Here is a 24,332-nt window from a genome sequence, read left to right as displayed (position 1 = left end):
ACGTTGTGAGCGCCATCGTAGGAGCGATCTCCACCGTCAGGGTTCACCCGCCAGAGCTCGGTCAGGGGCAGGAAGGTTGGTGGGTGGTGCGTCCGGTGCCGGAGGTCGGTCAACTGCTGACGCGTGACGCGGGGGGCAGTGAGTCGTCGAACAGCAGCCACACGTAGCCGTAAGGAGGCAACTCGACCAGGTACCGCTCGCTCACCACCTCCGGGGCGCCGCCCACACTGCCGGACAGCACGACGGGGATCTGCCCCGCCAATCCGTCGAGAGAGACCTCGGCAAGCTGGGGCCATTCGGTGAGGTTGTTCAGCGACACCACACGCGTCGTCCCCCGCTGCCGCTGGAACGACAGCACCGCGTCGGATCCCTCGAGGTCGGTGAAATCGCCCAGCCCGAAGACGTCGTGCGCGCGCCGGGCCGCAAGAGCACCCCTGAGCCAGTTGAGGAGCGATTCCGGGTCGTTCTGCTGATCGGCGACGTTGGTGTGGACGTTGCCGTACGGCGGGGCGCACGGGATCGGCGAGGGGAAGAGATACGGGTTGGCCGTGGAGAACCCGGCGCCCGGGACCTCCGACGTCCACTGCATCGGGGTGCGGACGCCATCCCGGTCCGGAAGCCAGATGTTGTCGCCCATCCCGATCTCGTCGCCGTAGTAGAGCACCGGCGACCCGGGAAGTGCCAAGAGGAGCGCATGCAGCAGTTTGAGGCGGCGCACGTCGTTGTCGACGAGCGGGGCCAGCCGTCTGCGGATCCCCAGGTTGAGGCGCATCTTGGGGACGGGCGCGTACGTGTTCCACATGTAGGCGCGCTCGTCCTCAGTGACCATTTCGAGAGTCAGCTCGTCGTGGTTGCGGAGAAACGTGCCCCATTGGCAGCCGTCGGGGAGGTCTGGGATGTCGGCGAGGATCTGGCTGATGGCGGTTCGCGTCCCTTGCCGGAGCGCCATGAACAGGCGGGGCATGAGGGGGAAGTGGAAGGCCATGTGGCACTCGTCGCCCTCGCCGAAGTACTTCGCAGCGTCCTCCGGCCACTGGTTGGCCTCGGCAAGGAGGAGGCGGCCAGGGAACTCCTGGTCGATCACGGAACGGATCGTCTTGAGGATGGCGTGGGTGCGCTCGAGGTTCTCGCAGGTGGTGCCCTCCTCCTCGGCCAGGTAGGGCACGGCGTCGAGACGGAATCCGTCCACGCCGAGTTCCAGCCAGAAGCGGAGGGCGTTGAGAACCTCGTCGAGCACCTTGGGGTTGTCGTAGTTCAGATCCGGCTGGTGGCTGTAGAAGCGGTGCCAGTAGAACTGCTTGCGCACCGTGTCGAACGTCCAGTTGGAGTCCTCGGTGTCGACGAAGATGATGCGGGCGTCGGGGTAGCCGGTGTCGTCGTTGCGCCAGACGTAGTAGTCGCCGTACGGACCCTCCGGATCCTCCCGCGACGACTGGAACCATGGGTGCTCCGACGACGTGTGGTTGATCACGAAGTCCGAGATGACGCGGATCCCACGGGCGTGCGCCTCCTGGATGAGGTTCCTCAGGCCCTCGTGGGTGCCGAGCTGCACCTGGATCCCCGTGAGTCTCTCGACGTCGTACCCGCCGTCGCGCTCGGGCGAGGAGAAGAACGGCGGTATCCAGATGCAGTCGATCCCCAGCCACGCAAGGTAGTCCAGCTTGGAGACCAGGCCGTTGAGGTCCCCGACGCCGGTGCCGGTGGTGTCGGCGAAGGACCGGACCCACACCTCGTAGAACACAGCCTTCCTGAACCAGAGCGGATCATCGCTGATCCCGCGTCGGTCCGTCCATCCCCCTGCGGATGACTGGTCGGACGGCTGCAGAGGCACTGCGGACATGGTTGCTCCTCGACCGTGGTGCTGCTCGATGTCCCGCCACGCGAGGAACAGCCCAGCACCTCTGAGTCTGGCAGGTCCGAACCGCGGTGCGGGCGGGTATGAGGGGTGCTCGTGCGGTCACATCCACCGCTGGAGGGATGGCTTCTGTCGTTGCTGCCGTGTCAGGATGAGCTGCCAGCGAGCGCGGAGGGAGGAGCGGCACATGCCAACGAGGCCAGGGGCTGTCCATCTGGTGGGCGGGGGGCGCGACGAGGACGCCGTCGTCACCCTCCTCATCGACTTCGTCGCTCAGGCGGCGGCCCTCCGGGGCGACGGATCCGTCGCCCCGCGGATTCACGCCCTGCTGGTGCTCGAGGCCGACGACCGCGAGGGCGTCGAGCGCTACGGCAGGCTGCTGGGCCTCGCGGGGGCGAACGTCGACGTGCATGCCATCGTCGAGGGCGAGCTCTTCGACGCCTCAGCGCTCGACGGGGCGGACGCCATCTTCGTGGGTGGGGGGCTCACCCCCGCCTATCTGGATGCCTTCGCGTCCATCGCGCCGCTCGTGCGGGACCGGGTCGCGGCCGGGATGCCGTACCTGGGGTTCTCGGCGGGCGCCGCGATCGCCCCGGAGCGGGCGGTGATCGGCGGACACCTTGTCGACGGGGTGCCCGTGTGCGACGAGGACGCCAGCGAGGAGCTCGACGAGGTCGCCGTGTCCGACGGACTCGGCCTGGTGCCCTTCACCGTCGATGTGCACGCGGCGCAGTGGGGCACGCTGTCGCGGCTGGTCGCGGCGGTAGGCGCCGGGCTGGTCGAACGGGGACTCGCGATCGACGAGCACACCTCCATCCGGTGGGACGGGGTGGATGATCCCGCATCGTCGGTGGCCGGACGGGGTGCCGTCTGGCAGGTCAGCAGGGCTGACGCGGGCGGCTCGGTCCTGGTGAGCCGCTCGAGGGCGCGGATGGCGTGACCGGGCCGACGCGGTCGGTGGCGCTTCGCGCCCGACCGGCTCACCCAGCGGAACCCTCGCCGGGCAAGTCGGGGTCGGTCCGCTCAGGGTGGGAGCGGGGCGTTACCGGGTGAGGACCCCGCCCAACCCGTAGGCCCGGTGCAGCAGGACGATCGGGTGGACCGTCTCGACGCCGCTCGACTTCTCGATCTGCCAGCGGCAGGTCTCGGTGTCGCAGGCGGCGAGGCCGTCGTTGGTCGCCTTGACCATGTCGAACAGCGGCTTGCCCACGGCCTGCGCGATGTCGTACTTCTCCTTCTTCAACCCGTACGTGCCCGCGATGCCGCAGCAGGTCACGTTGCTGTCGATCACCTCGAGCCCGGGGATGAGCCGGAGCAGGTCCGACGCCGGGGTGCCCATGCCCTGGCTCTTCAACTGGCAGGGGGCGTGGTACGGCAGCCGCATGTTGATGGGCTGGAAGTCCGTGGGAAGCTCGCCCGCCTCGTAGAGCTCCATGAGGAACTCGGAGATCTCCCGGATGCGGGTGCCGACGTCCATCAGCTCGGGGTCGTGGATGCCCAGGATCTGGTGCGCCTCGTGCTTGAGCATGCCCGTGCAGCTGCCCGCGGTGCTGATGATGGTCAGCTCGGTGCCGGGGGCCCGCAGCTGCTCGACGAGGCGGCGCACGGACGCGCTCGCCTTCTCGAACAGGCCGTTGCTCTGCTCGGCCAGGCCGCAGCAGCCCTGCTCGGGGACGATCACCTCGTAGCCCAGGTGCTCCAGCACCTCAATGGCCTTCTTCGCCGCGTCCACCTCGAAGTAGCCGCCGGCGCATCCGTGGAAGTACACCAGGGCGCCGCGCGTCCGGGGTTGTGTGGGCGCGGAGCGCTTCTTCAGCCACTTGTGCAGCGACTCGCCCCGGGCCGTGGGCATGGGGGCGTCGCGGTGGACGCCCACCACCTTCTCCATGGCGATGCGTGCCAGCTTGTTGTCCAGCACGGCGTTGGCGATGGGCGCCACCGGCGTCATCGCCTTGCCCATCAGCACCGTCTGCGTGATCATCTGATCCCGCACCGGCACGCCCTGCTCGGCCTTCATGACGGCCCGCGCCAGCGAGTTCAGCTCCGCCACGTTGACGCCCTGCGGGCAGACGACCGAACACGTGCCGCAGCTGGAGCAGTAGTCGACGGAGTGGTCCACGGACTCGTCGTCGCGGAACCGCTCGGCCTGGGGACCCACGAACTTCGGCCCGGAGAACAGCGGGGTCACCGCCGCCACGGGGCAGGCCGTCTCGCAGATGGTGCACTTCACGCACATGTCCAGGCTCATCCGCTGCAGCTCGTTGTTGAGCCGCTCGCGCAGCTCCTTTGCCCGCTCGTCGCGCTTCTCGCTCATCGTGCACCTCCGGTGATGTGATCGGCGGCCCGGACGGCCGTGGCGACGGCGATCCCGTCGCCTGACTTCTCTCGCCAGCGTTCCGCACCGGCGATGATCCCGCCGGCCACGTACAGGTTCGGGTGGACGACGGCGCCCGCGGCGTCGACCGGGCGGCCGCCGTCGTCGGTACGGACGCCCACCTCGAACAGGGCGTGCGGGCCCCAGTAGACGGACGGGATCAGCGGCTCCGCGTCCGTGGCAGTCAGCGGCAGCCCGAACACAGGCTCGGTGATGGCGCCGTGGGAGTCGACGTCGAGCGCGCCGCTCTCGAAGCCGCCGGGCGCGAACACGAACGCGCCGGCCTTCAGGTGTCGCGGCCCGCCGGCCGCGGCGAGCGTGACGGAGGCCACGCCGTCGGCGCCGGGGGTGAACCCGGTGATCCGGCTGCCCTGGACGAACCGCACGCCCACCGCCCGGGCCAGGGCGAGCAGCGCGTCGTAGAGGCGCAGGCCGGGGACCGACGGTGGGGGCAGCGGGATCTCGCAGACGTCGCGGCCGAGGGCCTCGGCCACCTGCCGCCACACGTCGCGACGCTTGTGGCCCAGCACGGCGGGGAGCGCGACGACGTCGGCCTTGCCCGCCACCGCTGAGACGGCCTTCGCGAACGCCGCCGCGAACGACTGGTCGTCCATGGCCCGTGCGTAGGTGAGCGGCGTGGGGTCCGCCTCCCCCTTGCGCGCGGGGAGGTCGATCCACGCGGCGTGCGCGGCGAGGGCGCCCCCGTCGGGTGCCGTCGAGCGGGCGAGGTTGCCGGCGATGAGCTCGGCCGAGAAGTCCTTCAGCTGCCGCACGCCGACGACGGCGTAGGTCTTGCCGCCCACTGCGTCGCCAGCGATCATCGACGGCTGGGCGAGCGCCGTCGGGCGGATCGCGCCCACCGCCGTCGGGAGGTGGAAGTTCGTGGCGGGGTTGCCCACGAGCAGGTCCGGCCCCAGCTCGGCAGCGAGCCAGGTCAGGGCCGCTGCGGTGGCGTCGGCCCCGATGGAGGCGTAGGGGTGGCCCTCGGGGACGGCCGCGACGGCGTCGAGTGGGGCGGTCACCCGCTCCGGCGTGTAGCCGAGGATGTCGACGGTGCCCTGGGAGAGCTGGAGCCCGCCCGGGCCCTTGGTGGCCAGCGTGACGGACTTCCCGGCCCGGGCCAGTCTCAGCGCTGCGGTGAGGCCGGCGAGCCCGGCCCCGATGACGACGACGTCGCTCATCGCACGATCTCCTCTTCAGGCTGGGGAAGGTGCTCGACGTCGAGCGTTCCGGCAAAGATCCAGTGGTCCAGGGCGGTCTGTCTGACCTGTTGGCCGTAGAGGATGGGCCAGATGCCGATCCAGCGGTGCTTGAGGAACAGGCGCAGCAGTCCCGAGGCGCGCTCGGCGTCGTCGACCTGCTCGGAGCAGGCCAGGCCCGCGGCACGAGTGGCGCAGAAACCGCCCTGACAAGGACCCATGCCGAGGCGGAGCTGGCGCCGGAGGTCGTCGAAGGTGGCGTTGGGCTGTTCCTTGAGGAGCCGCACGAACATGGAGCGGTTCATCAGCTCGCACTCGCAGATGATCTGGTCCTCCAGGCGGTCCTTCTCGCGGTCCTCGAGGCGGTGCGTGACGGTGTAGAGCTTGCGGTCCTCGCTGCCGGGGATGACCTCGTCGGCGGTGGTGCAGGGCCGCTCCTCGCCGAGCTGCCGGTTCATGGCGTCGACGATGTGCTCGGCCATCAGCCGGTAGGTGGTGAGCTTCCCGCCGCCGATGGTGAGCATCCCGTTCAGGCCGTCGGTCTGCGAGTGGTCGATGACGGCCATGCCACGGCTCATGTGGCGGGTGTCCTCGACGGAGACGCGCTTGTCCTTGATCAGCGGCCGCGACCCGGACCAGGCGTGCAGCGCGCGCGCCTTGCGGAAGCCGGGGATCATGGCCTCGCCGGCGTCGAGCATCTGCTGCACCTCCTTGCGGGGGATGGGCAGGTGGTCGGGGTCCGTCTCGTGGATGTCGGTGGTGCCGATGATGGAGACGGTGTGCACGGGGACGAGGATGTCGCCGTCGGTGGGGTACACGCAGCGGTTGATGACGGTGTTCACCAGGCGGTGGTTCATCGCGATCATGATCCCGCGGCCGGGGACGACCGCGACGGGCTCCGCGCCGGCCATCTCCGCGATCTGGCCGGCCCACGGACCGGCGCAGTTGAGGACGAACGTGCAGTTGATGCGCACGTCCTCGCCGCCCTTCTCGTCGCGGCAGATGACGGCGGCCACGCGGTCGCCGTCGCGCTCGATCTTCGTCACGCGGTGGTAGGTCAGCACCTTCGCGCCGTGCGCCATCGCGGAGCGCGCGGCGCCCCAGACGAGCTGCCAGCCATCGACGGAGCCGTCGGCCACCTCGATGGCGCGCTGGATGCGGGGGTCGAGGCGGGGCTCGCGGCGGAGCGCCTCCTTGACGGAGATCTCCGTGGCGGGCACGCCGGTGGCCCTGGCGCCTTCGAGGAACTTGTCCGCGTAGGCGGGGTCGTCGCCGGCGAGCGTGACGAAGAAGCCGCCCGTGTCCTCGACGGCGCTCGCCTGGATGCGGCGCAGGATGGCGTTCTCCTCGGCGCACTCGGTGGCCGAGCCGGGATCGCTGACCACGTAGCGGCCGCCGGAGTGCAGCAGGCCGTGGAACCTGCCGGTGGTGCCCTGACCCAGATCGACGCGCTCGACCAGGACGGCGCGGTACCCGCGCATGGCGGCGTCGCGGACGACGCCCAACCCCGTCGAGCCGCCTCCGATGACTACGACGTCGGTGTCGAGACGCTTCATGGTTTCCCCTCCTTGGGCCTTGAAGACTGGTCTATCACGTCAGCCGTGACGAGGCACTGGTCAAGGGGGATTGCGCCGCATTAGTGCATGGCCGACCCGAGGCCTTGAACCAGATGTGCAGCCCTCCGTGCACGAATGTTCAGCCGTTCCGGACGAGGCCTCAGGAGCGCCGTCCCGTGGACCGCCGGACGATCAACTCCGGCTGGAACACCGTCTGGCGGGGGATCAGCTCCGGGTCGGCGGCCTCCTCAAGGAGGATCCGGAGCGCCGTCCTGCCGATCATCGAGCTCGGCTGCCGCAGCGACGTCAGCGGCACGGCCGCGGCGGCGGCGAAGGCGATGTCGTCGAACCCCACCAGCGCGATCTCCTCCGGCACCCGCATCCGCCCGTCCTCCATGAGGGCCTGGAGGACGCCGAGCGCCACCAGGTCGTTGGCGGCGAAGACGGCGTCCGGGCGCTCCCGCGCCGGGCGGGTCAGGATGCGCATCCCGGCCGCCGCGCCCTCCGCAACCGTCATGGCGCTCGTCGGGATGACCTCGATCTCAACCCCGTCGGCGTTCTCGGCGGCCACCCGCGCGCCGGCCAGCCGGTCGGTGACCTCGTGCAGCTCGAACGGGCCGCCCACGAAGGCGATCCTGCGCCGCCCACAGGCGATGAGGTGCTCGGCCGCCATCCGGCCGCCGGCGATGCTGTCCACCGAGACGGAGCTGAACCTGTTCTGCCCGGAGTACCGGCCGACGAGCACCGCCGGGATGCCGCGCGCCCGCAGCTTCTCCAGGCGGCTGAACACTTCGCCGAACGGCGCGATGAGCAGGCCGCGCACCTGATGCTCCTCGAACAGGTCGATGTACATGCGCTCCCGGGCGGGGTCCTCCGCGGTGTCGCCGAAGAGGATGGCGATGCCGTGCTGGGTGGCCTCGTCGCCGGCGCCGCGGACCACGTCGTTGTAGTAGGGGTTCTGCCCGTCCATGACGACGAAGCCGACGGTGCCGCTGATGCCCTGCCGCAGCTTCCGGGCGGCCTCGTTGCGGACGTATCCCAGCTCGTCGATCGCCTTCTGCACGCGCAGCGCGGCCTCGGCCGAGACGACGTCGGGCCGGTTGAGGACGTTGGAGACGGTGCCCACAGACACCCCGGCGCGCTGAGCGACGTCTCGAATGCTCACGGTGGCCATGCCCGAACGCCTCCTTTCTCACGATTCCGCATCATTTGTCTCCGATGACTTGACCTTGCGGATCGGTGAAACATATCGTAGCCTGAAACGACGTTGAATCGATTCAAAGCCTTCGAAGATGATGGCCAACTCAAAGAGGAGTCAACCAAGTGACGGATACCGTACCCGACCCGGGGGCGACGCCGGCTCTCGAGCTGTCGCGGGTTGTGAAGTCCTTCGGCGCGGTCGTCGCGCTGCGCTCGGGCAGCCTGCGCCTCGAGAAGGGCTCCATCCACGCCCTGATCGGGGAGAACGGCGCCGGCAAGTCCACGCTGGTCAAGATCGTGGCCGGCCTCTACCGCCGCGACGCCGGTGACTTCCGCCTCGAGGGCGAGCCCGTGGACTTCCACAGCACCGCGCAGTCCAAGGGCGCCGGCATCGCCGTCATCTACCAGGAGCCCACGCTGTTCCCGGACCTCTCCGTCACGGAGAACATCTTCATGGGCCGCCAGCCCGTCGGCCGCCTCGGCCGCATCGACCGCAAGGCCATGCGCGACGAGGCCACCCAGATCTTCGAGCGTCTGGGCGTGCGCATCGATCCCGACCGGCTGACCGAGGGCCTGTCCATCGCGGACCAGCAGATCATCGAGATCGCCAAGGCCATCTCCCTCGACGCCCGCGTGCTGATCATGGACGAGCCCACGGCGGCGCTCAGCGGCGTCGAGGTGGAGCGGCTGTTCGCCGTCGCCCGCAGCCTCCGCGACGAGGGCCGCGCGCTCGTGTTCATCTCCCACCGCTTCGACGAGGTGTTCGACCTGTGCGACACCGTCACCGTCATGCGCGACGGCTCCTACATCGACACCATGGCCATCGCGGACACCACCGTCGACGAGCTGGTGCACCTGATGGTGGGCCGCGACGTCACCGAGATGTTCCCCAAGCTCCCCGCCGAGATCGGTGAGGACGTGCTGGTGGTCGAGGGCCTCACCCAGAAGGGCGTCTTCAACGACATCTCCTTCACAGTGCGCTCGGGCGAGATCGTCGGCCTTGCCGGCCTCGTCGGCGCAGGCCGCTCAGAGGTGGTCCGCGCCATCTTCGGAGTGGACCCGTACCAGAGCGGCACCGTCACCGTCAGCGGCAAGGCGCTCCCCAAGGGCAGCCCGAAGGCCGCCATGGCGCAGGGCATCGCGCTGGTCCCCGAGGACCGCCGCAAGCAGGGTCAGGCCCTCGAGCAGTCCGTCGCGCTCAACCTCACGCTCGCCATCAGGCACCGCCTCGCGAAGGCGGGCCTCATCTGGGGCGGGCTCGAGAACGCCAGCGCCAAGGTGTGGGCCAGCCGCCTCGAGGTCAAGACCGCGGCGCTCGACGCCGAGACCGGCACCCTGTCGGGCGGCAACCAGCAGAAGGTGGTGCTGGCCAAGTGGCTGGCCACCACGCCCCGCGTCCTCATCGTCGACGAGCCCACCCGCGGCATCGACGTGGGCACCAAGGCCGAGGTGCACCGCCTCATCTCCCAACTCGCCCAGGAGGGGCTCGCAATCCTGATGATTTCTTCCGAACTACCTGAGGTGCTCGGCATGGCCGACCGCGTCCTGGTCATGCGCGCCGGGCGCATCACGGGCGAGTTCGACCGTGCCGAGGCAACCCCCGAGGCCGTGATGTTCGCCGCGACGGCCGACGAGGACGTGGCGTGATGACCGCCGCCACCGCCACCGTGCCCCAGCGCTCGCTGATGGACGCCGTCGGGCACGTGCTGAAGGCCCGCGAGACCGGCATCGTCATCGCGCTCATCCTCATCGTCATCGCCGCCACGGCGGTCAACCCGAGCTTCATCTTCTCCGGCGACGGGTTCCGAGACCTCCTGCTGACCCCGTCGCTGCTCATGGTGGTGGCCATCGGGCAGGCCGTGGTCATCATCACGCGCAACGTGGACCTGTCCGTCGGCTCGGTGGTGGGCCTCACCGCCTACATGACCGGCCGCCTGTTCATCGACATCCCGGGCATCAACCCGGCGCTGGTGTTCCTCGCCGGCATCGCGCTCGGCGGCCTGCTCGGGCTCATCAACGGCGCGCTGGTGGCGTTCGCGAAGGTGCCGGCCCTGGTCATCACCCTCGGCACGATGTACATCTACCGCGGCATCAACGTGGCCTGGACCGGCAGCGACCGGATCAACGCCTCGGACATGCCCGCCTCCTTCCGCGGCCTGGGCACCGCGGACCTGCTCGGGATCCCGCTGCTGACCATCCTCGCGGTCGTCGTGCTGGTGGCCACGGCCTGGTACCTGCGGAACCTGCGCAGCGGCCGCGAGCTGTACGCCATCGGCTCCGACCCGGACGCCGCGCACCTGTACGGCCTGCGGGTCACCCGTCGCGTCCTGGCGGCGTTCATCCTGTCCGGCGCGTTGGCCGGCCTGGCAGGCGTCCTGTTCGCGGCCCGCTACGGCACGGTCAGCTCCAACGCGGGCACCGGCTGGGAGCTGCAGGCCATCGGCGCGGCCGTCATCGGCGGCGTGGCGATGTCCGGCGGCGTGGGCACAGTGTGGGGGGCCGCCTTCGGCGCCTACCTGCTGCTCACCATCAACCGGGCCCTGCCGATCATCGGCATCCAGGACTTCTGGCAGCGCGCGGTGGTGGGCATCCTCATCATCGGCGCCATCATTCTGGACCGCGTCCTCGCCGTCCGTCAGCATCGACGACTCGTCGCGGCGAGGGAAGGAGTGAAGTGATGAGCACCGCCACGGTCCTCACCGAGAAGCCCGCCAGGGAGTACAAGTCCTACCAGCACCCGCTGTGGCGCCGGCTGCTCGCCAACCGCGAGGCCGCCATCATCGGCCTGCTGATCCTGGTGGTCATCGTCGCCACCCTCACGGTGCCCAACTTCGACAGCCCCCTGACACTCACCTTCCTCATCCGCGAGATCGCGCCCATCCTGCTGATCGCCCTGCCGATGACGCTGATCATCATCACCGAGGAGATCGACCTGTCGGTGGCCAGCATCCTGGGCCTCTCCAGCGTGGTCACCGGGCTCGGCGTCCAGGCCGGCTGGCCCCTGCCGGTGGCCGGGCTGGCCGCGATCCTGGTGGGCATGATCGCCGGCGTGATCAACGGCTCGCTCATCACCTTCGTCGGCCTGCCGTCGCTCGCGGTGACCATCGGCACGCTCGCGCTGTTCCGCGGGATCGCGGTGGGGCTCCTCGGCACAACGGCGATCAGCGAGTTCCCCGAGTACTGGACGGACCTGGCGCGGGACAACATCGCGGGCACGCCCATCCCGGTGATCGTGATCCCGTTCGCCGTGCTGGCCATCGCGTTCGCGGTGCTGCTGCACTTCACGCCCTTTGGCCGCTCGCTCTACACCATCGGACTCAACAAGGAGGTGGCCGCCTTCTCGGGAATCGACGTGGGCCTCACCAAGTTCTGGCTGTTCGTCATGAGCGGCACCGTGTCCGGCTTCGCCGGCGTGTACTTCACGCTGCTCTACAACAACGCCCGCGGCGACAACGCCATCGGCATGGAGCTGCTGATCATCGCCTCCGTCCTCCTGGGCGGGGTGTCCATCTTCGGAGGTCGCGGGGCCCTGCACGGCGTGATCGCCGGCGTGTTCCTCATCGGCACCATGTCGAGCGCGCTGCGCCTGGCCGGTGTCACCAGCGACATCATCAACGTCATCACGGGCACGGTGCTGATCCTGTCCGTGGTGTCCGCAAGCTTCCTGGGCTGGGTCCGCACCAAGCGGGTCGCGGCCGTCGGGAGAAAGAAGGGTCAGGCTGGCGCCGCCGGCGCCACAGCCTGAGTAGTCACCGAAAGACCACCGGTCCAACGACGGGCCAAGAAAGGAAACCGCAATGTTCATCAAGGGACGCAAGACCGGGCGCTTCGGCGTCGGTCTGGTCGCGATCGCCGCGTCTGCCGCGCTCGCACTGTCCGGCTGCTCGGGCACGAGCAGCGAGGGTTCGGCCGATCCCAGCGCGACCGCCAGCGGTGGCGGCGGCGGGGAGAGCGTCAGCGTGACGTTCCTGCCGAAGAACCTCGGCAACCCCTACTTCGACACCTCCAACGCCGGTGGCGCCGAGGCCGTCGAGGAGTTCGGCGGCACGTTCGAGGAGGTCGGACCGACGGAGGCCTCGCCCACCGCGCAGGTGCCGTTCATCCAGACCGCCGCCCAGCAGGGCGTGGGCGCGCTCGTCGTGTCCGCCAACGATCCTGAGGCCATCTGCGACGCGCTGAACGAGGCCCGTGACGCCGGCGTCAAGGTGGTCACCTTCGACTCCGACACCAACGCCGAGTGCCGCGACCTGTTCATCAACCAGGCCACCGCCGAGGGCATCGCCAAGATCCAGGTCGACCTCATCACCGAGCAGATCGGCGACGCGGGCCAGATCGCCGTGCTGTCGGCCTCGGCCAACGCCACGAACCAGAACGCCTGGATCGACATGATGAAGGCCGAGCTCGAGGCCAGCCACCCGGACGTGGAGCTCGTCGAGGTCGCCTACGGTGACGACGACGACCAGACCTCGTTCGACAAGACCGCCGCGCTGCTCCAGACCTACCCGGAGCTCAAGGGCATCGTGTCCCCCACCACCGTCGGTATCGCCGCCGCGGCGCGCTACCTGTCGACGTCGGACTACAAGGGCAAGGTCATGCTGACCGGTCTCGGCACCCCGAACCAGATGCGTGAGTACGTCGAGGACGGCACCGTCGAGGCGTTCGCGCTGTGGAACCCGGCCGATCTCGGCTACCTGGCCGCCTTCGCCGCTCAGGCTCTCGTCAACGGCGACATCACCGGCGCCGAGGGCGACGAGTTCGAGGCCGGCAAGCTTGGCTCGTTCACCGTCGGTGAGGGTGCGTCCGTGCTGCTGGGCGACCCCTACGTGTTCAACGCCGACAACATCGCGGACTTCGACTTCTGAGTTCGCACACTGATCGACGAGGCGCCGTCCGGGGAAACCCGGGCGGCGCCTCGTCGTGTGCCCTGCCCCACTTCGCATACCGGAGGCCTCGTCGCACACCGTATTTCGTCTGCAAAGAAGGCTGCGGTATGCGAGGCCTCCTCGCAGACCTCGCTGGGTGTGCGAAGTGGGAGTCACCGGTCCCGGTCGCCGGCGCGCAGGGCCGACGCGGCCGCGCGCACGTCCGCCAGCGGTACCCGCGCCCCCACCGCGACACTCAAGGCTCCCGCGAGCACCGAGTCGACGACGGGGCGGCTAACGTCTCCCTGCCTGAACAGGAACGCCACGTCGAGCAGCTGGTAGCGCGGGCCGCCGTCGCCGAGCTGCTCCTGGAAGCGCGAGCCTCCCTCCACGAACCCGCAGTCGACGACGGGGAACGTGCGCTGCGCGTCGGCGGCCCGGTCCCAGGTCCGGACGGAGGCGAGGGTGTCCGCCACCGCCTGCCCGTGCGCGGCCCCGTTCACCCGTACCACGTCTGCCACCGTGCCTGGAATCCCCGCCAGGGCCTCGATGCCCGTCCATCCCTCGGCGACGGCGCGCTCGACGAGCTCGTCCCACGCCTCGTCGGCGCCCACCGTCACCTGAACGCCCCCGCAGAAGGCGAGATCGTCGGTCTCGCAGGCCGAGTCGTCGATGACGAACCCGGCGATGGGGAGGGAGGCGTGCGCGGTGCTGCTCATCACCCCATTGCACGCCCCCGGCACCCCGAACTCAAGGGCCGCGTCCCCGCCGTCGCTGGGGCGCCGCGGCACCCACCCGGCCCCGGCCGGTCACAATCCGGCGCGGGGCTGGGCAGGAATCTCAGCCCCGGGCCTTGAACAAACCCTCAACATACGCTTCACTAGTGCCCACGGAGGGGAGTATCCCCCAGGCGCCTCGTCGTCATTACGGTCCGCCATCGGGCCCGGCGAGCCGGTCATCAGACCGGGAGAGACCTCCGATCGGTTTCATCTCGATCGGAAGGGTCCTCATGGACGTCTCTATCTGGGTGTGGGTCGGCGTCATCGCCGTCATCCTCGCCATGCTCGCCGTCGACCTCGTCGCCCACCGCGACGCCCACGTCATCAAGGTCCGCGAGGCCGCCGCATGGAGCGCCGTCTGGGTGGCGCTGGGCGTCGGCTTCGGGGCGCTTCTCTGGTGGTGGCAGGGGCCCGAGATCGGCCAGCAGTACTTCGCCGGCTACCTCATCGAGAAGTCACTGGCCGTTGACAACGTGTTCGTCTGGGCCGTCATCTTCAGCTACTTCGCCGTCCCGCCGCAGTTCCAGCACCGCGTCCTGTTTCTCGGCGTCCTCGGCGCGCTGGTGCTGCGCGGCGCGTTCATCGCCGTCGGCGCCGTCCTCATCGAGAACTTCACCTGGATCCTCTACCTGTTCGCCGCCTTCCTCCTCTACACGGGCTGGCGGATGATCCGGCAGCGCGACGAGCACCTGGACCCCGAGCAGTCCGCCGTGCTGCGGCTGTTCCGCCGATTCGTGCCGATGACCGATGCCTACTACGGCCAGCGCCTCCTCGTCCGCAAGGGCGGGGTGCTCCTCGCCACGCCGCTGCTGGCGGTGCTCGTGCTGATCGAGGCCACCGACGTGGTGTTCGCCGTCGACTCCATCCCGGCGATCTTCGCGGTCACCAGCGAGCCGTTCATCGTCTTCACCGCCAACGCGTTCGCGATCCTGGGCCTGCGCGCCATGTACTTCCTGCTGGCTGACCTCATGCACCGCTTCGTCTACCTCAAGATCGGCCTGGCGCTGGTGCTGATTTGGGTGGGCATCAAGATGGCCCTGAAGATCGACGTGTTCTACATCCCCACCGCCGTCTCGCTGGCCGTGATCGCCACCATCCTCACCGTCTCGGTGGTGGCCAGCCTGCGCGCCACCCGCGGGGTCGCGGCTGCCAAGCCCGCCGTCGAGGGCACGGGCCCGTTCCGGATGGCGACGGACGAGGAGATGGCCGAGCTCGACGGCGTGGCGCGGGCGGGCCGGAAGGGCTGACCGAAGCGGCCCCGAGGTCTGGAGCAGGTGACCTTGTCACCCGACACCTTCCAGGCTTCGGGGCAGCTCCGCGCGCGTCAATCAACGGGGGGGGAGGTGCTCCTCCTGGGTGGCCGGCCGGTGTCGGACGGACCCGGCCACCAGCACCGTGGACAGGACCGCCACCAGGATCACGACCATGGCGTTGCGGATCCCCACGCTCTCCCCGAGGAACCCCAGGGCAGGCGGCCCCACCAGGAAGGCGGCGTACCCCGCCGTCGCGACGAAGCTCGCGCGCCTCGCGGCGTGACGCGGGTCGTCGCCGGCCGCGGAGAGGGCTACCGGGAAGCCGAGCGAGGCGCCCATCCCCCAGAGCAGCACGCCGACGGCGCCCAGCGCCAGGGTGGGTGCCAGGACGACGATCCCGATCCCCGTCGCCGCGACCAGCGCGCTGGCCCGCATCACCGGTGCCCGTCCGAACCGGTCGATGACCGGGCCGCCGCCGAGGCGCCCGATCGCCATGGCCGTCCCGAAGGCGGCGTAGATCACCGAGCCGAGCACAGCGGTGGAGCCGAACCCGTCGACGACGATCAGCGGTAGCCAGTCGCTGGCCGACCCTTCGGCCAGGGCCATGCCGAGGATGATGATCGCGAGACCGATGAGGCGGCGGTCGAGCCAGGCCAGGGGCTTGTCAGCGAGCGGATGCCCACCGTCGGGGTCACCGCCCGCCGCGCCCTCGGGCCGACGTCGGACCCGGCCGGTCAGGGCGGGGACGTGACGGCTCATCCACACCGTCTGAGCGGCGATGACCGTCGTGACGATCATGAGATGCGCGGACACCGGCAGCGCCCCTTGGTTGGCGAGGATCCCGGCCAGCGCCCCGACGACGGTGCCCAGGCTGAATGCGCCGTGCAGCCCGGGCACCACGCTCCTGCCGACGGCGATCTCCAGTGCCACCCCGGAGACGTTGTTGCCGATCTCGCCCGACCCCATGCCGTATCCGAACAGCGCCAAGCCCGCAGACACCGCGAGGCCCTGTCCGAGGGCCACCCCGCCGGCCATGACGGCCAGGCCGAGGGCGATGGATCCCATGCCAGCCACCACCACCAGCCGGGCGCCGAAGCGGGACACCAGCGGGCCGCCGACGGTGATGCCGATGATGGAGCCCACCGAAAGGCCGGCGATGACCAGGCCCATTTCGGCGATGCTCGCGCCCAGTGCGTCGCGGATGGCGGGGGTGCGGGTGACCCACGTGGCCACGCCGATGCCGGTGTTGAAGAAGGCCATCACCAGGGCGATGCGCCACAGGGTCAGGTTCGGGGCGGCGGTGCGCGGAGGCGTGAGGGTGGCGGTCATGCAGGAGTCCTGTCGGCGAGGGCGTGGAGCGCGACGCGGGTGAGGTCGCGGTCCTGGGGGTCGGTGGCGAGCGCGATGTGTAGGGCCGACCCCTCGATGTAGGCGTCGATCGTGCGGGCGACCGGGGCGGGGAAGTGCCGTTCCAGGGCGGCGCGGCTGGCACGCATCCACCGCTCCGTGATGGCCCGGAACTCGGAGCGGCGGGCCGCGAGCGTGTACAGCTCGTAGGTCAGCACGAGGTTGCGGTGCGACTGCTGGAGCTCGACGTGCACCAGGTCGACGATCGACTCGAGAGCCGCCCCGGCGTCCGGCGCCGCCGCCATCCGGCGCTCGAACCCGGAGCTCCCCTCGTCGGCGAACCTGGTGAACGCCTCCACGAGGAGCTCGTCCATGCCCGAGAAGTGGTAGGTCATCGAGCCCAGCGGCACGTCGGCCAGCGCCGCGACCTTCCGGTGCGAGGTGCCCGCCACGCCCACCTCGGCGATGCAGTCCAGCGTGGCGTCGATGATCCGGTCGCGGCGGGCGGGGTCGAACCGGCGGGCCACTCAGATCTCCTTGACGACCCGGGCCGGGTTGCCCACCGCGACCACGTTCGCCGGGAGATCCTTCGTCACGACGGCGCCCGCGCCCACGACGGTGTTGTTGCCGATGGTGACCCCCGGCAGCACGATGACGCCGCCGCCGAGCCAGACGTTGTCACCGAGGGTGATGGGGGCGCTGCCCTCGACCTTGTCGCGGCGGGGCTGTGGGGCCAGGGGGTGGGTGGGCGTGAGGAGTTGCACGTTCGGCCCGATCTGGCAGTCGGCGCCGATGCGGATGGGGCCGACGTCGAGGGCGGTGAGGTTGTAGTTGATGAAGGTGCGGGGGCCGATGACGATGTTCTCGCCGTAGTCGACGAACAGCGGCGGCTTGACGAACGCGCCCTCGCCGAGTTCACCGAGGAGCTCCTCGAGCAGCGGACGGGCGGCTTCCTCGTCGGCGACGCAGGCGCGGTGGTAGGCGTCGGCCAGTCGGACGGCCCGCTGGGCTCGTCGGGCGCTCTCGGGATCGTCGGCGATGTAGTCGTCTCCGGCGAGCATGCGCTCGCGGTTGGTGCGGGGGTCGCCTGCGAAGTAGTCGGTCATGGCTGCGAGTGTACATACGTACCTATCCATGTGTACAGCCGTACCTATCGCCTTCGCCGAAACGTCGGCCGCCTGGCAGGTGGTGGGCGGGACTTGAGCCGAAAATGGATCTCGTGGGGCGTGGAACGTTCAAAGTCGGCAGATCCTGCGTTGAGCCTCGATCCCGGCTCAACGCCCCCACGTGAGAGCCGTGTCAGGCTCAACGCCCCGGGCGCCCTGTCGCGCGGGGCCTTGTGCAGCCGCGGAAAAAGTGATATCACTTAGATATCGAAATCATCGCGGAAGGACGCGCACCATGACCACCCCCCACATCCCTGACCCCTCAACCGACCTCGAGGGCGACTCGCTCGGCGGCGCGCCGTCGGGCAGGCCAGTGGGGAGGGAGGGCGCCCGCGTCGACATCGAGGAGAAGAAGGCCTGGTACCTCGACGGCCTCCTGGCCTTCTTCGTCGCGCTGGTCATCGGCGCTGTCTCCACCTGGCAGGGGGTGCTCGCCGGCATCCAGCTGGAGAACAACGACGGCGGCGGCTGGCGAATGTTCCTCTCCATGGTCGCGTTCCTGATCGCCATGGTGATGTTCTCCTCGCTGACCATCATCAGCCCCGGAGACACCAAGGTGATCCAGTTCTTCGGCCGCTACATCGGCACCATCCGCAAGGCCGGCCTGCTCATGACCGTGCCCTTCACCACGAAGAAGAAGGTCTCGGTCAAGGTCCGCAACTTCGAGACCAACGAGCTCAAGGTCAACGACGCCGACGGCAACCCCGTCAACATCGCCGCCATCGTCGTGTGGCAGGTGGCCGACACGGCCAAGTCCGTGTTCGCCGTCGAGAAGTACGACGAGTTCGTGGCCGTGCAGTCGGAGTCCGCGCTGCGCCACGTGGCCACCACCCACCCCTACGACAACGGCGAGGCCGGCGAGGAGACGCTGCGCGGCTCGACGGAGCTGGTCGCGCAGGAACTGGCCGACGAGGTGGCCGCCCGGATCGCGATCGCCGGCCTTGAAGTGGTGGAGACCCGCATCTCGTCGCTGGCCTACGCGCCGGAGATCGCCCAGGCCATGCTGCAGCGCCAGCAGGCCTCCGCGATCATCGCGGCCCGCGAGAAGATCGTCGAGGGCGCGGTGACCATGGTGCAGCGGGCGCTGGAGCGGCTGGAGAACGACGACGTGGTGACCCTGGACGACGAGCGCAAGGCGTCCATGGTGTCCAACCTGCTCGTGGTGCTCACCAGCGAATCGCGGGTCACGCCCGTGGTCAACGCCGGCTCGTTGTACACCTGAGTAGCGGCGAGACGGCAGGGGCGGGTCATGATGGCCGAACGCAAGGCGGTGTTGCTCAGGCTCGACCCCGCCGTCCACGATGCCCTGGCGCGCTGGGCGGCCGACGACCTCCGCTCGGTCAACGCGCAGATCGAGCTCCTGCTCCGCGACGCGCTGAAGAAGGCGGGCCGGTCTCCGAAGGACGCCGGCCCGCTGCCGCAGCGGGGTCGCCCCCCGAAGGAGTGAACACCGGAGCCCCCGTCATCGGGAGGGCTTGACCCCGTGCGCGGCGAGCAGGTCCAGCACGGCGTCGGGGGTGGTGAGGAGGGGCTGGGTGATCACCGCCTTGTCGCAGGCGATCACCAGGTCCGTGAAGCGCGGCGGCGAGGTCTGCTCGGGCCTGCGGACCTCGAAGGCCGTGATCCTCCGGAACGGGATCCGGGTCACGTTGTAGGCGTAGTTGGAGCGGCGGAACAGCGGCTCCACGCTCCTGTTGCGGTCGATGATCACCAGGTCCGTGGACGACGCGAGGATCATCGCCCCGGCCGAGCGGCGCCGTCGGCCGCGCTCGTTGAGGCACGCCTGGCCGGGCTCGTCGACGTGGACGGGCTGGACGCGCTCGGCGGCGCCGGTGTTGAGGGCCAGGACGAGGGAGCCGAAGAAGTGGTCCCGGGGCTGGGTGGTCGACGGGGGCTTGACGGTGGCCGCGGGGGAGAGGTCGCCCGGCCCGCGGGACAGGACGTAGCGGTCCACCTCCGCGATCGTCGGGTGCGAGACGGCGTTGTACTCCACCGTCATCGCGGTCCCGTCGGCCAGCAGCAGCGTCCACCTGGCCACCAGGAGGTTGGTGTGCAGGATTGTCGCGACGACGTCGCGACGCGCCGCCTCGCTGCTGGTGACGTCCGCCGGCCCCGCCCGAAGGACGCGCACCTTGTCCGGGAAGACGGCGATCACCGACTCGTACAGGTCCATCCCCGGACGGATTTTCGCCCGGTCGATGGGGCGGGGCACCTTGAGCAGATGGGCGGCGCCCTGCAGCTCGGGCCACCATCGGCTGAACCGGCGGGGGAGCTCAGCCTGGGCCTTGACCTCGCCGATCCACGGCCCGAAGGCGTCGTATTCGCGCAGGTCGTCCGGGTCCACCGCCGCCCGCCACGGAGGAATCTTCGCGGCCATGATGCATCTCCCAGGTGCGCGACGGTGAGGTCGTCGTCGGCCCGTCCCAGAGGCGCAGTACCCCTATGACTCTACCTTCGCGGCCCCGGTGATCCAACCACTTCATGCATCACACCTTGTCAAGCGCAACCAGAACCGCGGCAGGAAGCCGAGTGCGGGACAGCCCGGCCGTCCCAGCTGCGGGCTGGTGACGACCGGGCTGTCGGTCCCCGAACGGGTCAGGCGTCCTGGCTGTAGATCAGCACCGAGTACGGCGCGATCGACACGTTGGCGTGCGCGCCCATCCCGTCCTCGCCCGAGTCGTCGTGGGCGGTCACGTCGAAGCTGTCGAAGTCTCCGAACAGGGAGCTGTACAGCTTCGCGTCGCTGTTGAACCTCAGCTTCCACAGCCCGCCGTGCGGCATCCCGATCCGGTAGTCGGTGTAGGTCTCCGTGCTGAGGTTGACCACCACCACGACGTCGTCCCCGGCCCCGTGGTCCAGCCAGCGCTGGAAGGCGATCACGTTGTCCGCCTCGTTGACGTGGAAGATGTTCAGCCCGCGACCCGTCAGCCCGCGCGTCACCCCGCCCCGGTTGAGGCGGAGGTCGATGAGGGTCTTGTAGAGCTTCGTGATGCCCTCGAAGCGCTCGATCCGCTCCCAGTCCAGGGGGTCGTCGTCGGAGAACCAGCCGCCCTCGAGCGCCTCCTGGCCCTGGAAGATCATCGGGATGCCGGGGCTGGTCATCACCAGCGCGCCGCCGACGGTGGAGCGCTTCTGCGCGAACCACCCGTCCGCGTTGCCCGGATCGATCTCGTGCGGCACGCGTGCCGACCCGTTGGCCACCTCGTCGTGCGACTCGGTGTAGACCACCCGGCGGAACGGATCGCCGTCGTAGTTGTGCGCGATCGCGTCGGCGATCGAGGCCAGCGAGCGCTCCTCGTCGGTCATCGCCGTGATCGCGTGGCGCACGGGGTGCACGAACTCCGCGTCCCACTGGGCGTGGAAGCCGGCGCCGTCACCCTCCAGGCCGACGATGCGGTCGTGGCCGTGGAGGTCCTCGGCGATCGAGATCCGGCCCGGGTACTCGTCGCGCATCGACTGCGTGATCCAGCGCATCAGGCCGAAGCCCTCCTCGAGCTCGAACCCGCCGCCGGAGACCGAGCGCATGTACGGCGTCATGTCCAGGCGGAGCCCGTCGACGTGGTACTCGCGCAGCCACATCATGGCGTTGTCGTGGATGAAGCGGCGCACCTCCTCGCGGCCGTAGTCGGGGCGGGTGTCGCCCCACGGGGTGGAGGAGCGGTCGTCGTTGTAGAAGTAGATGCCGCCCTTGTCCTCGCCCCAGCCGTCGAACTGCCAGAGGTCCAGATCCGAGGGGCCGAAGTGGTTGTAGACCACGTCGAGGATCACCGCGAAGCCGCGCTGGTGGGCGGTCTTGATGAGGTTCTTGAACGCGTCCGGACCGCCGTAGGCGATCTCGACGGCGAAGATGTGGGCCGGGTTGTAGCCCCAGGACTGGTCCCCGGCGAACTCCGCCACGGGCATGATCTGCAGCGTGTTGACGCCCAGCTCCTGCAGGTAGTCCAGCTGCTCGATGACGTCGTGGAAGCCGCCTACCCCGTCGTCCGAGGGGGCGAAGGAGCCCACGTGCATCTCGTAGATGACCATCTCGTGGTGCGGCGGGCAGTTGGCGGTCTCGCCCTCCCAGTCGTAGGCCGAGTGGTCGTAGATGACGCCGTTGCCCACCGAGTTGGTCACCTGCATGGCGTACGGGTCGATCCGGTCCAGCTCCTGATCGCCGTTGGTGAGGTGGAACTTGTACTCCTGGCCCGGTGCCGCGCCGTCGACGAAGCCGTACCAGTAGCCGTTGCCCTCGTTCTCGAGAGGGTTGGCGTCGGTCCGCCAGTCGTTGAAGTCTCCAGTCACCGATGCGCTGTCCGCGTGTGGCGCCCAGACGCGGAAGGCAACGCCTCCGTCGGTGATGATCGCGCCCATGCCGGCCAGGGTCTCGTGCTCAGCCATGTGTCCCCCTCATTCGATTGTGTATCCGTAGCCCTTCGAGTGTGCCCCACGGACCAAGTGGCGGAGCGGGCCCGGATCAGGCCATGCCGTACACCGCGAACAGGACCCGCGCCCCGAGCGCCGCGACGGCGAGGGCGGCGAGGCGCGCCGGCCACGAACGCAGCCGCGTGATCGACAGCCACGCCAGCACCGCGACACCCACCGCCGCCTGCGCCCACCAGTACGACGACGGCGTGGTCTCCGCGATCCGCCGCAGCCCGTGCGCCGCCTCCCCGAGCGCTACTGCGGGGAACGCACCCGCTGCGACACCCCGGAGCACCGGGTCCCCGTGGCCCTGCAGCAACCACACCGCGACGCCCATGGCCAGACCCGCGACGACGCCGGCCACCACCCAGAACGCCACCATCCGCATGCCGACGGGGAAGCCGCGCAGCGACGTGGTGGCGTAGTAGCCCACCATGGCCAGCGGGCCCGCCGACGCGCCCAGAAGCGCGTGCGCCCACCACGTACCCCGGCAGGCCATCGCCACCAGCGCGGCGAGAGCGACGACGGGAGTGGCCGAGTTGAAGAGGGGGGCGAGGGCCGCCGGGGAGTAGGTCTGCCCGAACGACATGGCCACGCCCGCGATGAGCGAGCCGGCCAACGCCGAGGGCAGACACCTGTGCATGGCCGTCATGCTAGGCGGGCAGGGTGACAGTCCGACCCCTCCGACGGCCGATCCCAGGGCAAAGCCAGGGGAGTACTGAGCCAAGTCCAGTGGGAACCCTCAGCTCCCTGGGGCTGGCCCCGTACGGCCGCGGGCGGTGGTCAGTGCTCGGCGAAACCGCGGCCCATCGGATCCGGTCCCGGCACGCCGTCGTCGGTCGAGGCCGCGACCCCCTCGTTCACGTCTCCCGCCGCATACGAGGCGTTGAGACGGCGGTAGGTCCGCGTGAGGAACGCCGCCCCGGTGACGAGGAGCCCCGCGATGCTGAACAGGACGAAGACAAGGGCTATGCCGCGGGCGTCCCCCTCGCCCAGCAGCCACTTCAGGTCACGACGGCCCTCGGGCGACCCGGCATACGGGATGAGCCAGAACTCGGCCAGTGGACCGATGATGAATGCGCTCAGCGGCGCCGCGGAGGACTCCACAGCGGCGGCGAATCCGAACACCCGGCCCTGCTTCTCGAAGGGGACCACGCGCTGTAGAAGTGTCTGCTCGGCCGCCTCGATGAAGGGGATGATCGCCATGTACAGGAAGATGCCGACCCCGAGCGCCACCACCGACTCGCGGAGCGTCAGGCCGCCACTGACGATCCAGAGCGCCACGCAGGCGAGCAGGAGCGTGCGGAGGGGCTGGACGCCCAGGCCGACCTTGGCGATGAGGGATCCCCCGACGATCAGCCCGATGCTTCCGAGCCCGAAGAGCACGCCCCAGGCCTCCACCGACATCAGCTCGAGTCCGTAGGGGTCCAGCAGACCCATGAACACGCCCCCGAGCAGGTTGTTGATGGTGGTGAACAGGATCAGGCCGATGAGCCCCGGCACGGCGACGATGGCCAGCCAGGCCGCCTTGAAGTCGACCGCCTTTGGGGCGCCCTCGGCGTGGACGATGGTCGGCTCGGGGATGCGTATCAACAGCAGATGGAGCAGCGAGGCGAGAATCGCGGCGAGGGAGATGGTGATCAGCCAGCCCATGCCGAGCTGGCCGTAGGCGAGTCCTGAGAGGACGCCGGTGACCAGCATGGTCAGCCCGTTGACCGCCCCGACCAGCCCGTTGGCTCGTGCGCGCCGATCCGGCTCGACCAGCATCGTGACGCACGTGGCCAGCGCCAATCCGCGCAACATCACCAGGAGTGCGCCCATGAGGCTGATCCCGGTGAATACCCAGAACCAAGGCCGCCGCAGGTCGGTGAGGATCTCCTCAGGGGTGAGGATGAACACGGCCCCGGCGACGACGAACAGGAGTGCGGTACCGACGGCGGACCACACCATCACGATGTGCTTGCGGTAGCGGTCGATCAGGCTGCCGAACGGGACGCCGAGCACGGCCATCCCCAACATGTAGGCGCCGCCCATGATGGAGGTGGCCAGCACGGAGCGCGTCTCGAGGTAGGCCCAGAACGTGATGCCGAACCACAGGAACATCGTGGCGAGCATCGCCGCGGCGGTGTTGCCGAGGACGTGGTTGAAGGCACGGGACCGGTGTGCCTGATCGGAGTGCACAGGGCACCCTAACACCGCCGGATTGCGGTTTCTGTTCCCCCAGACGGCCTCCCGGCGCCCATGAGCGGCCGAGGGTGCGTCTGGAGCAACGACTACCGCATGGATGGCAGCCGTGGGGGCCCGCCCGATGGGCATGGGCGCCCACGGATCGCCGGC

The 24,332-nt window shown here is 69.6% G+C and carries 21 protein-coding genes; 8 read left to right on the top strand and 13 right to left on the bottom strand.

The window, feature by feature from the left end; all coding sequences use genetic code 11:
• Positions 1 to 109: 109 nt before the first annotated feature.
• On the bottom strand, positions 110 to 1,840 hold the full coding sequence (treS, locus tag ACX1D3_RS02775) for a maltose alpha-D-glucosyltransferase (RefSeq protein WP_458995461.1): 1,731 nt from the start codon (positions 1,838 to 1,840) through the stop codon (positions 110 to 112).
• A 202-nt stretch (positions 1,841 to 2,042) separates the two neighbouring features.
• Here treS and ACX1D3_RS02770 point away from each other — a divergent pair, with 202 nt between their 5' ends.
• A complete protein-coding gene (locus ACX1D3_RS02770) occupies positions 2,043 to 2,795 on the top strand; it encodes a Type 1 glutamine amidotransferase-like domain-containing protein (protein ID WP_458995460.1) in 753 nt (250 codons plus the stop codon).
• Positions 2,796 to 2,897: 102 nt separating this feature from the next.
• Here ACX1D3_RS02770 and ACX1D3_RS02765 read toward each other — a convergent pair whose 3' ends face one another.
• From ACX1D3_RS02765 to ACX1D3_RS02750, 4 genes are all read right to left on the bottom strand, one after another.
• The gene (locus ACX1D3_RS02765; protein ID WP_458995459.1) at positions 2,898 to 4,169 is read right to left on the bottom strand and encodes an anaerobic glycerol-3-phosphate dehydrogenase subunit C; all 1,272 of its coding nucleotides are present in this window, start codon (positions 4,167 to 4,169) and stop codon (positions 2,898 to 2,900) included.
• Positions 4,166 to 5,410 (bottom strand): glycerol-3-phosphate dehydrogenase subunit GlpB, encoded by a 1,245-nt coding sequence (gene glpB, locus ACX1D3_RS02760; RefSeq protein WP_458995458.1) that lies wholly within the window; start codon positions 5,408 to 5,410, stop codon positions 4,166 to 4,168. Before glpB ends, ACX1D3_RS02765 begins: the two co-directional genes overlap by 4 nt.
• Positions 5,407 to 6,984, bottom strand: coding sequence for an anaerobic glycerol-3-phosphate dehydrogenase subunit GlpA (gene glpA / locus ACX1D3_RS02755; protein ID WP_458995457.1), 1,578 nt, complete (start codon positions 6,982 to 6,984; stop codon positions 5,407 to 5,409). Before glpA ends, glpB begins: the two co-directional genes overlap by 4 nt.
• 160 nt (positions 6,985 to 7,144) lie before the next feature.
• Positions 7,145 to 8,158: a LacI family DNA-binding transcriptional regulator gene (locus tag ACX1D3_RS02750; protein WP_458995456.1), complete on the bottom strand. Its 1,014-nt coding sequence runs from the start codon at positions 8,156 to 8,158 to the stop codon at positions 7,145 to 7,147.
• 149 nt (positions 8,159 to 8,307) lie between these two features.
• Between ACX1D3_RS02750 and ACX1D3_RS02745 the strand changes: the two genes are divergently transcribed.
• Genes ACX1D3_RS02745 through rhaS form a run of 4 tightly spaced genes read left to right on the top strand, consistent with a single transcriptional unit; the run spans position 8,308 to position 13,046 of the window.
• Complete coding sequence (locus ACX1D3_RS02745) at positions 8,308 to 9,831, top strand: sugar ABC transporter ATP-binding protein (protein WP_458995455.1); 1,524 nt, start codon at positions 8,308 to 8,310, stop codon at positions 9,829 to 9,831.
• The gene (locus ACX1D3_RS02740) at positions 9,831 to 10,862 is read left to right on the top strand and encodes an ABC transporter permease (protein WP_458995454.1); all 1,032 of its coding nucleotides are present in this window, start codon (positions 9,831 to 9,833) and stop codon (positions 10,860 to 10,862) included. The genes ACX1D3_RS02745 and ACX1D3_RS02740 overlap by 1 nt, the downstream gene beginning before the upstream one ends.
• Positions 10,862 to 11,929, top strand: coding sequence for an ABC transporter permease (locus ACX1D3_RS02735; protein WP_458995453.1), 1,068 nt, complete (start codon positions 10,862 to 10,864; stop codon positions 11,927 to 11,929). Before ACX1D3_RS02740 ends, ACX1D3_RS02735 begins: the two co-directional genes overlap by 1 nt.
• Before the next feature lie 52 nt (positions 11,930 to 11,981).
• The gene (rhaS, locus tag ACX1D3_RS02730) at positions 11,982 to 13,046 is read left to right on the top strand and encodes a rhamnose ABC transporter substrate-binding protein (RefSeq protein ID WP_458995452.1); all 1,065 of its coding nucleotides are present in this window, start codon (positions 11,982 to 11,984) and stop codon (positions 13,044 to 13,046) included.
• Between the two features lie 173 nt (positions 13,047 to 13,219).
• Here rhaS and ACX1D3_RS02725 read toward each other — a convergent pair whose 3' ends face one another.
• Positions 13,220 to 13,765 carry a hypothetical protein gene (locus tag ACX1D3_RS02725; RefSeq protein ID WP_458995451.1) on the bottom strand — a complete coding sequence of 182 codons (546 nt, stop codon included), beginning with the start codon at positions 13,763 to 13,765 and terminating at the stop codon, positions 13,220 to 13,222.
• Positions 13,766 to 14,055: 290 nt separating this feature from the next.
• Here ACX1D3_RS02725 and ACX1D3_RS02720 point away from each other — a divergent pair, with 290 nt between their 5' ends.
• Positions 14,056 to 15,072, top strand: a complete 1,017-nt coding sequence (locus tag ACX1D3_RS02720; RefSeq protein ID WP_458995450.1) for a TerC family protein — start codon at positions 14,056 to 14,058, stop codon at positions 15,070 to 15,072.
• A gap of 81 nt (positions 15,073 to 15,153) precedes the next feature.
• On the opposite strand, the gene ACX1D3_RS02715 is transcribed toward ACX1D3_RS02720, so the two are convergent.
• Genes ACX1D3_RS02715 through ACX1D3_RS02705 form a run of 3 tightly spaced genes read right to left on the bottom strand, consistent with a single transcriptional unit; the run spans position 15,154 to position 17,531 of the window.
• Entirely contained in the window at positions 15,154 to 16,407 is a 1,254-nt protein-coding gene (locus tag ACX1D3_RS02715) for an MFS transporter (RefSeq protein ID WP_458995449.1), read from the bottom strand.
• On the bottom strand, positions 16,404 to 16,952 hold the full coding sequence (locus tag ACX1D3_RS02710) for a TetR/AcrR family transcriptional regulator (RefSeq protein WP_458995448.1): 549 nt from the start codon (positions 16,950 to 16,952) through the stop codon (positions 16,404 to 16,406). The genes ACX1D3_RS02715 and ACX1D3_RS02710 overlap by 4 nt, the downstream gene beginning before the upstream one ends.
• Positions 16,953 to 17,531, bottom strand: a complete 579-nt coding sequence (locus ACX1D3_RS02705; RefSeq protein ID WP_458995447.1) for a sugar O-acetyltransferase — start codon at positions 17,529 to 17,531, stop codon at positions 16,953 to 16,955.
• Between the two features lie 295 nt (positions 17,532 to 17,826).
• Here ACX1D3_RS02705 and ACX1D3_RS02700 point away from each other — a divergent pair, with 295 nt between their 5' ends.
• The gene (locus ACX1D3_RS02700; RefSeq protein ID WP_458995446.1) at positions 17,827 to 18,813 is read left to right on the top strand and encodes an SPFH domain-containing protein; all 987 of its coding nucleotides are present in this window, start codon (positions 17,827 to 17,829) and stop codon (positions 18,811 to 18,813) included.
• Positions 18,814 to 18,840: 27 nt separating this feature from the next.
• Positions 18,841 to 19,038, top strand: a complete 198-nt coding sequence (locus tag ACX1D3_RS02695; RefSeq protein ID WP_458995445.1) for a type II toxin-antitoxin system antitoxin — start codon at positions 18,841 to 18,843, stop codon at positions 19,036 to 19,038.
• Between the two features lie 15 nt (positions 19,039 to 19,053).
• Here the strand turns inward: ACX1D3_RS02695 and ACX1D3_RS02690 are convergent, their stop codons facing one another.
• The 4 genes from ACX1D3_RS02690 to ACX1D3_RS02675 form a co-directional block, all read right to left on the bottom strand.
• Positions 19,054 to 19,968, bottom strand: coding sequence for a hypothetical protein (locus ACX1D3_RS02690; protein WP_458995444.1), 915 nt, complete (start codon positions 19,966 to 19,968; stop codon positions 19,054 to 19,056).
• Positions 19,969 to 20,186: 218 nt separating this feature from the next.
• Positions 20,187 to 21,971, bottom strand: coding sequence for an alpha-amylase family glycosyl hydrolase (locus ACX1D3_RS02685; protein WP_458995443.1), 1,785 nt, complete (start codon positions 21,969 to 21,971; stop codon positions 20,187 to 20,189).
• A gap of 76 nt (positions 21,972 to 22,047) precedes the next feature.
• Positions 22,048 to 22,638, bottom strand: coding sequence for a DUF6518 family protein (locus ACX1D3_RS02680; protein ID WP_458995442.1), 591 nt, complete (start codon positions 22,636 to 22,638; stop codon positions 22,048 to 22,050).
• Between the two features lie 140 nt (positions 22,639 to 22,778).
• A complete protein-coding gene (locus ACX1D3_RS02675) occupies positions 22,779 to 24,176 on the bottom strand; it encodes an MFS transporter (protein ID WP_458995441.1) in 1,398 nt (465 codons plus the stop codon).
• Positions 24,177 to 24,332 lie beyond the last annotated feature (156 nt).

This window comes from Tessaracoccus yangjingae, from assembly GCF_054483935.1.
Note: the sequence above shows the minus strand (reverse complement) of the source record. Positions and strands in the feature narration are given on the sequence as shown.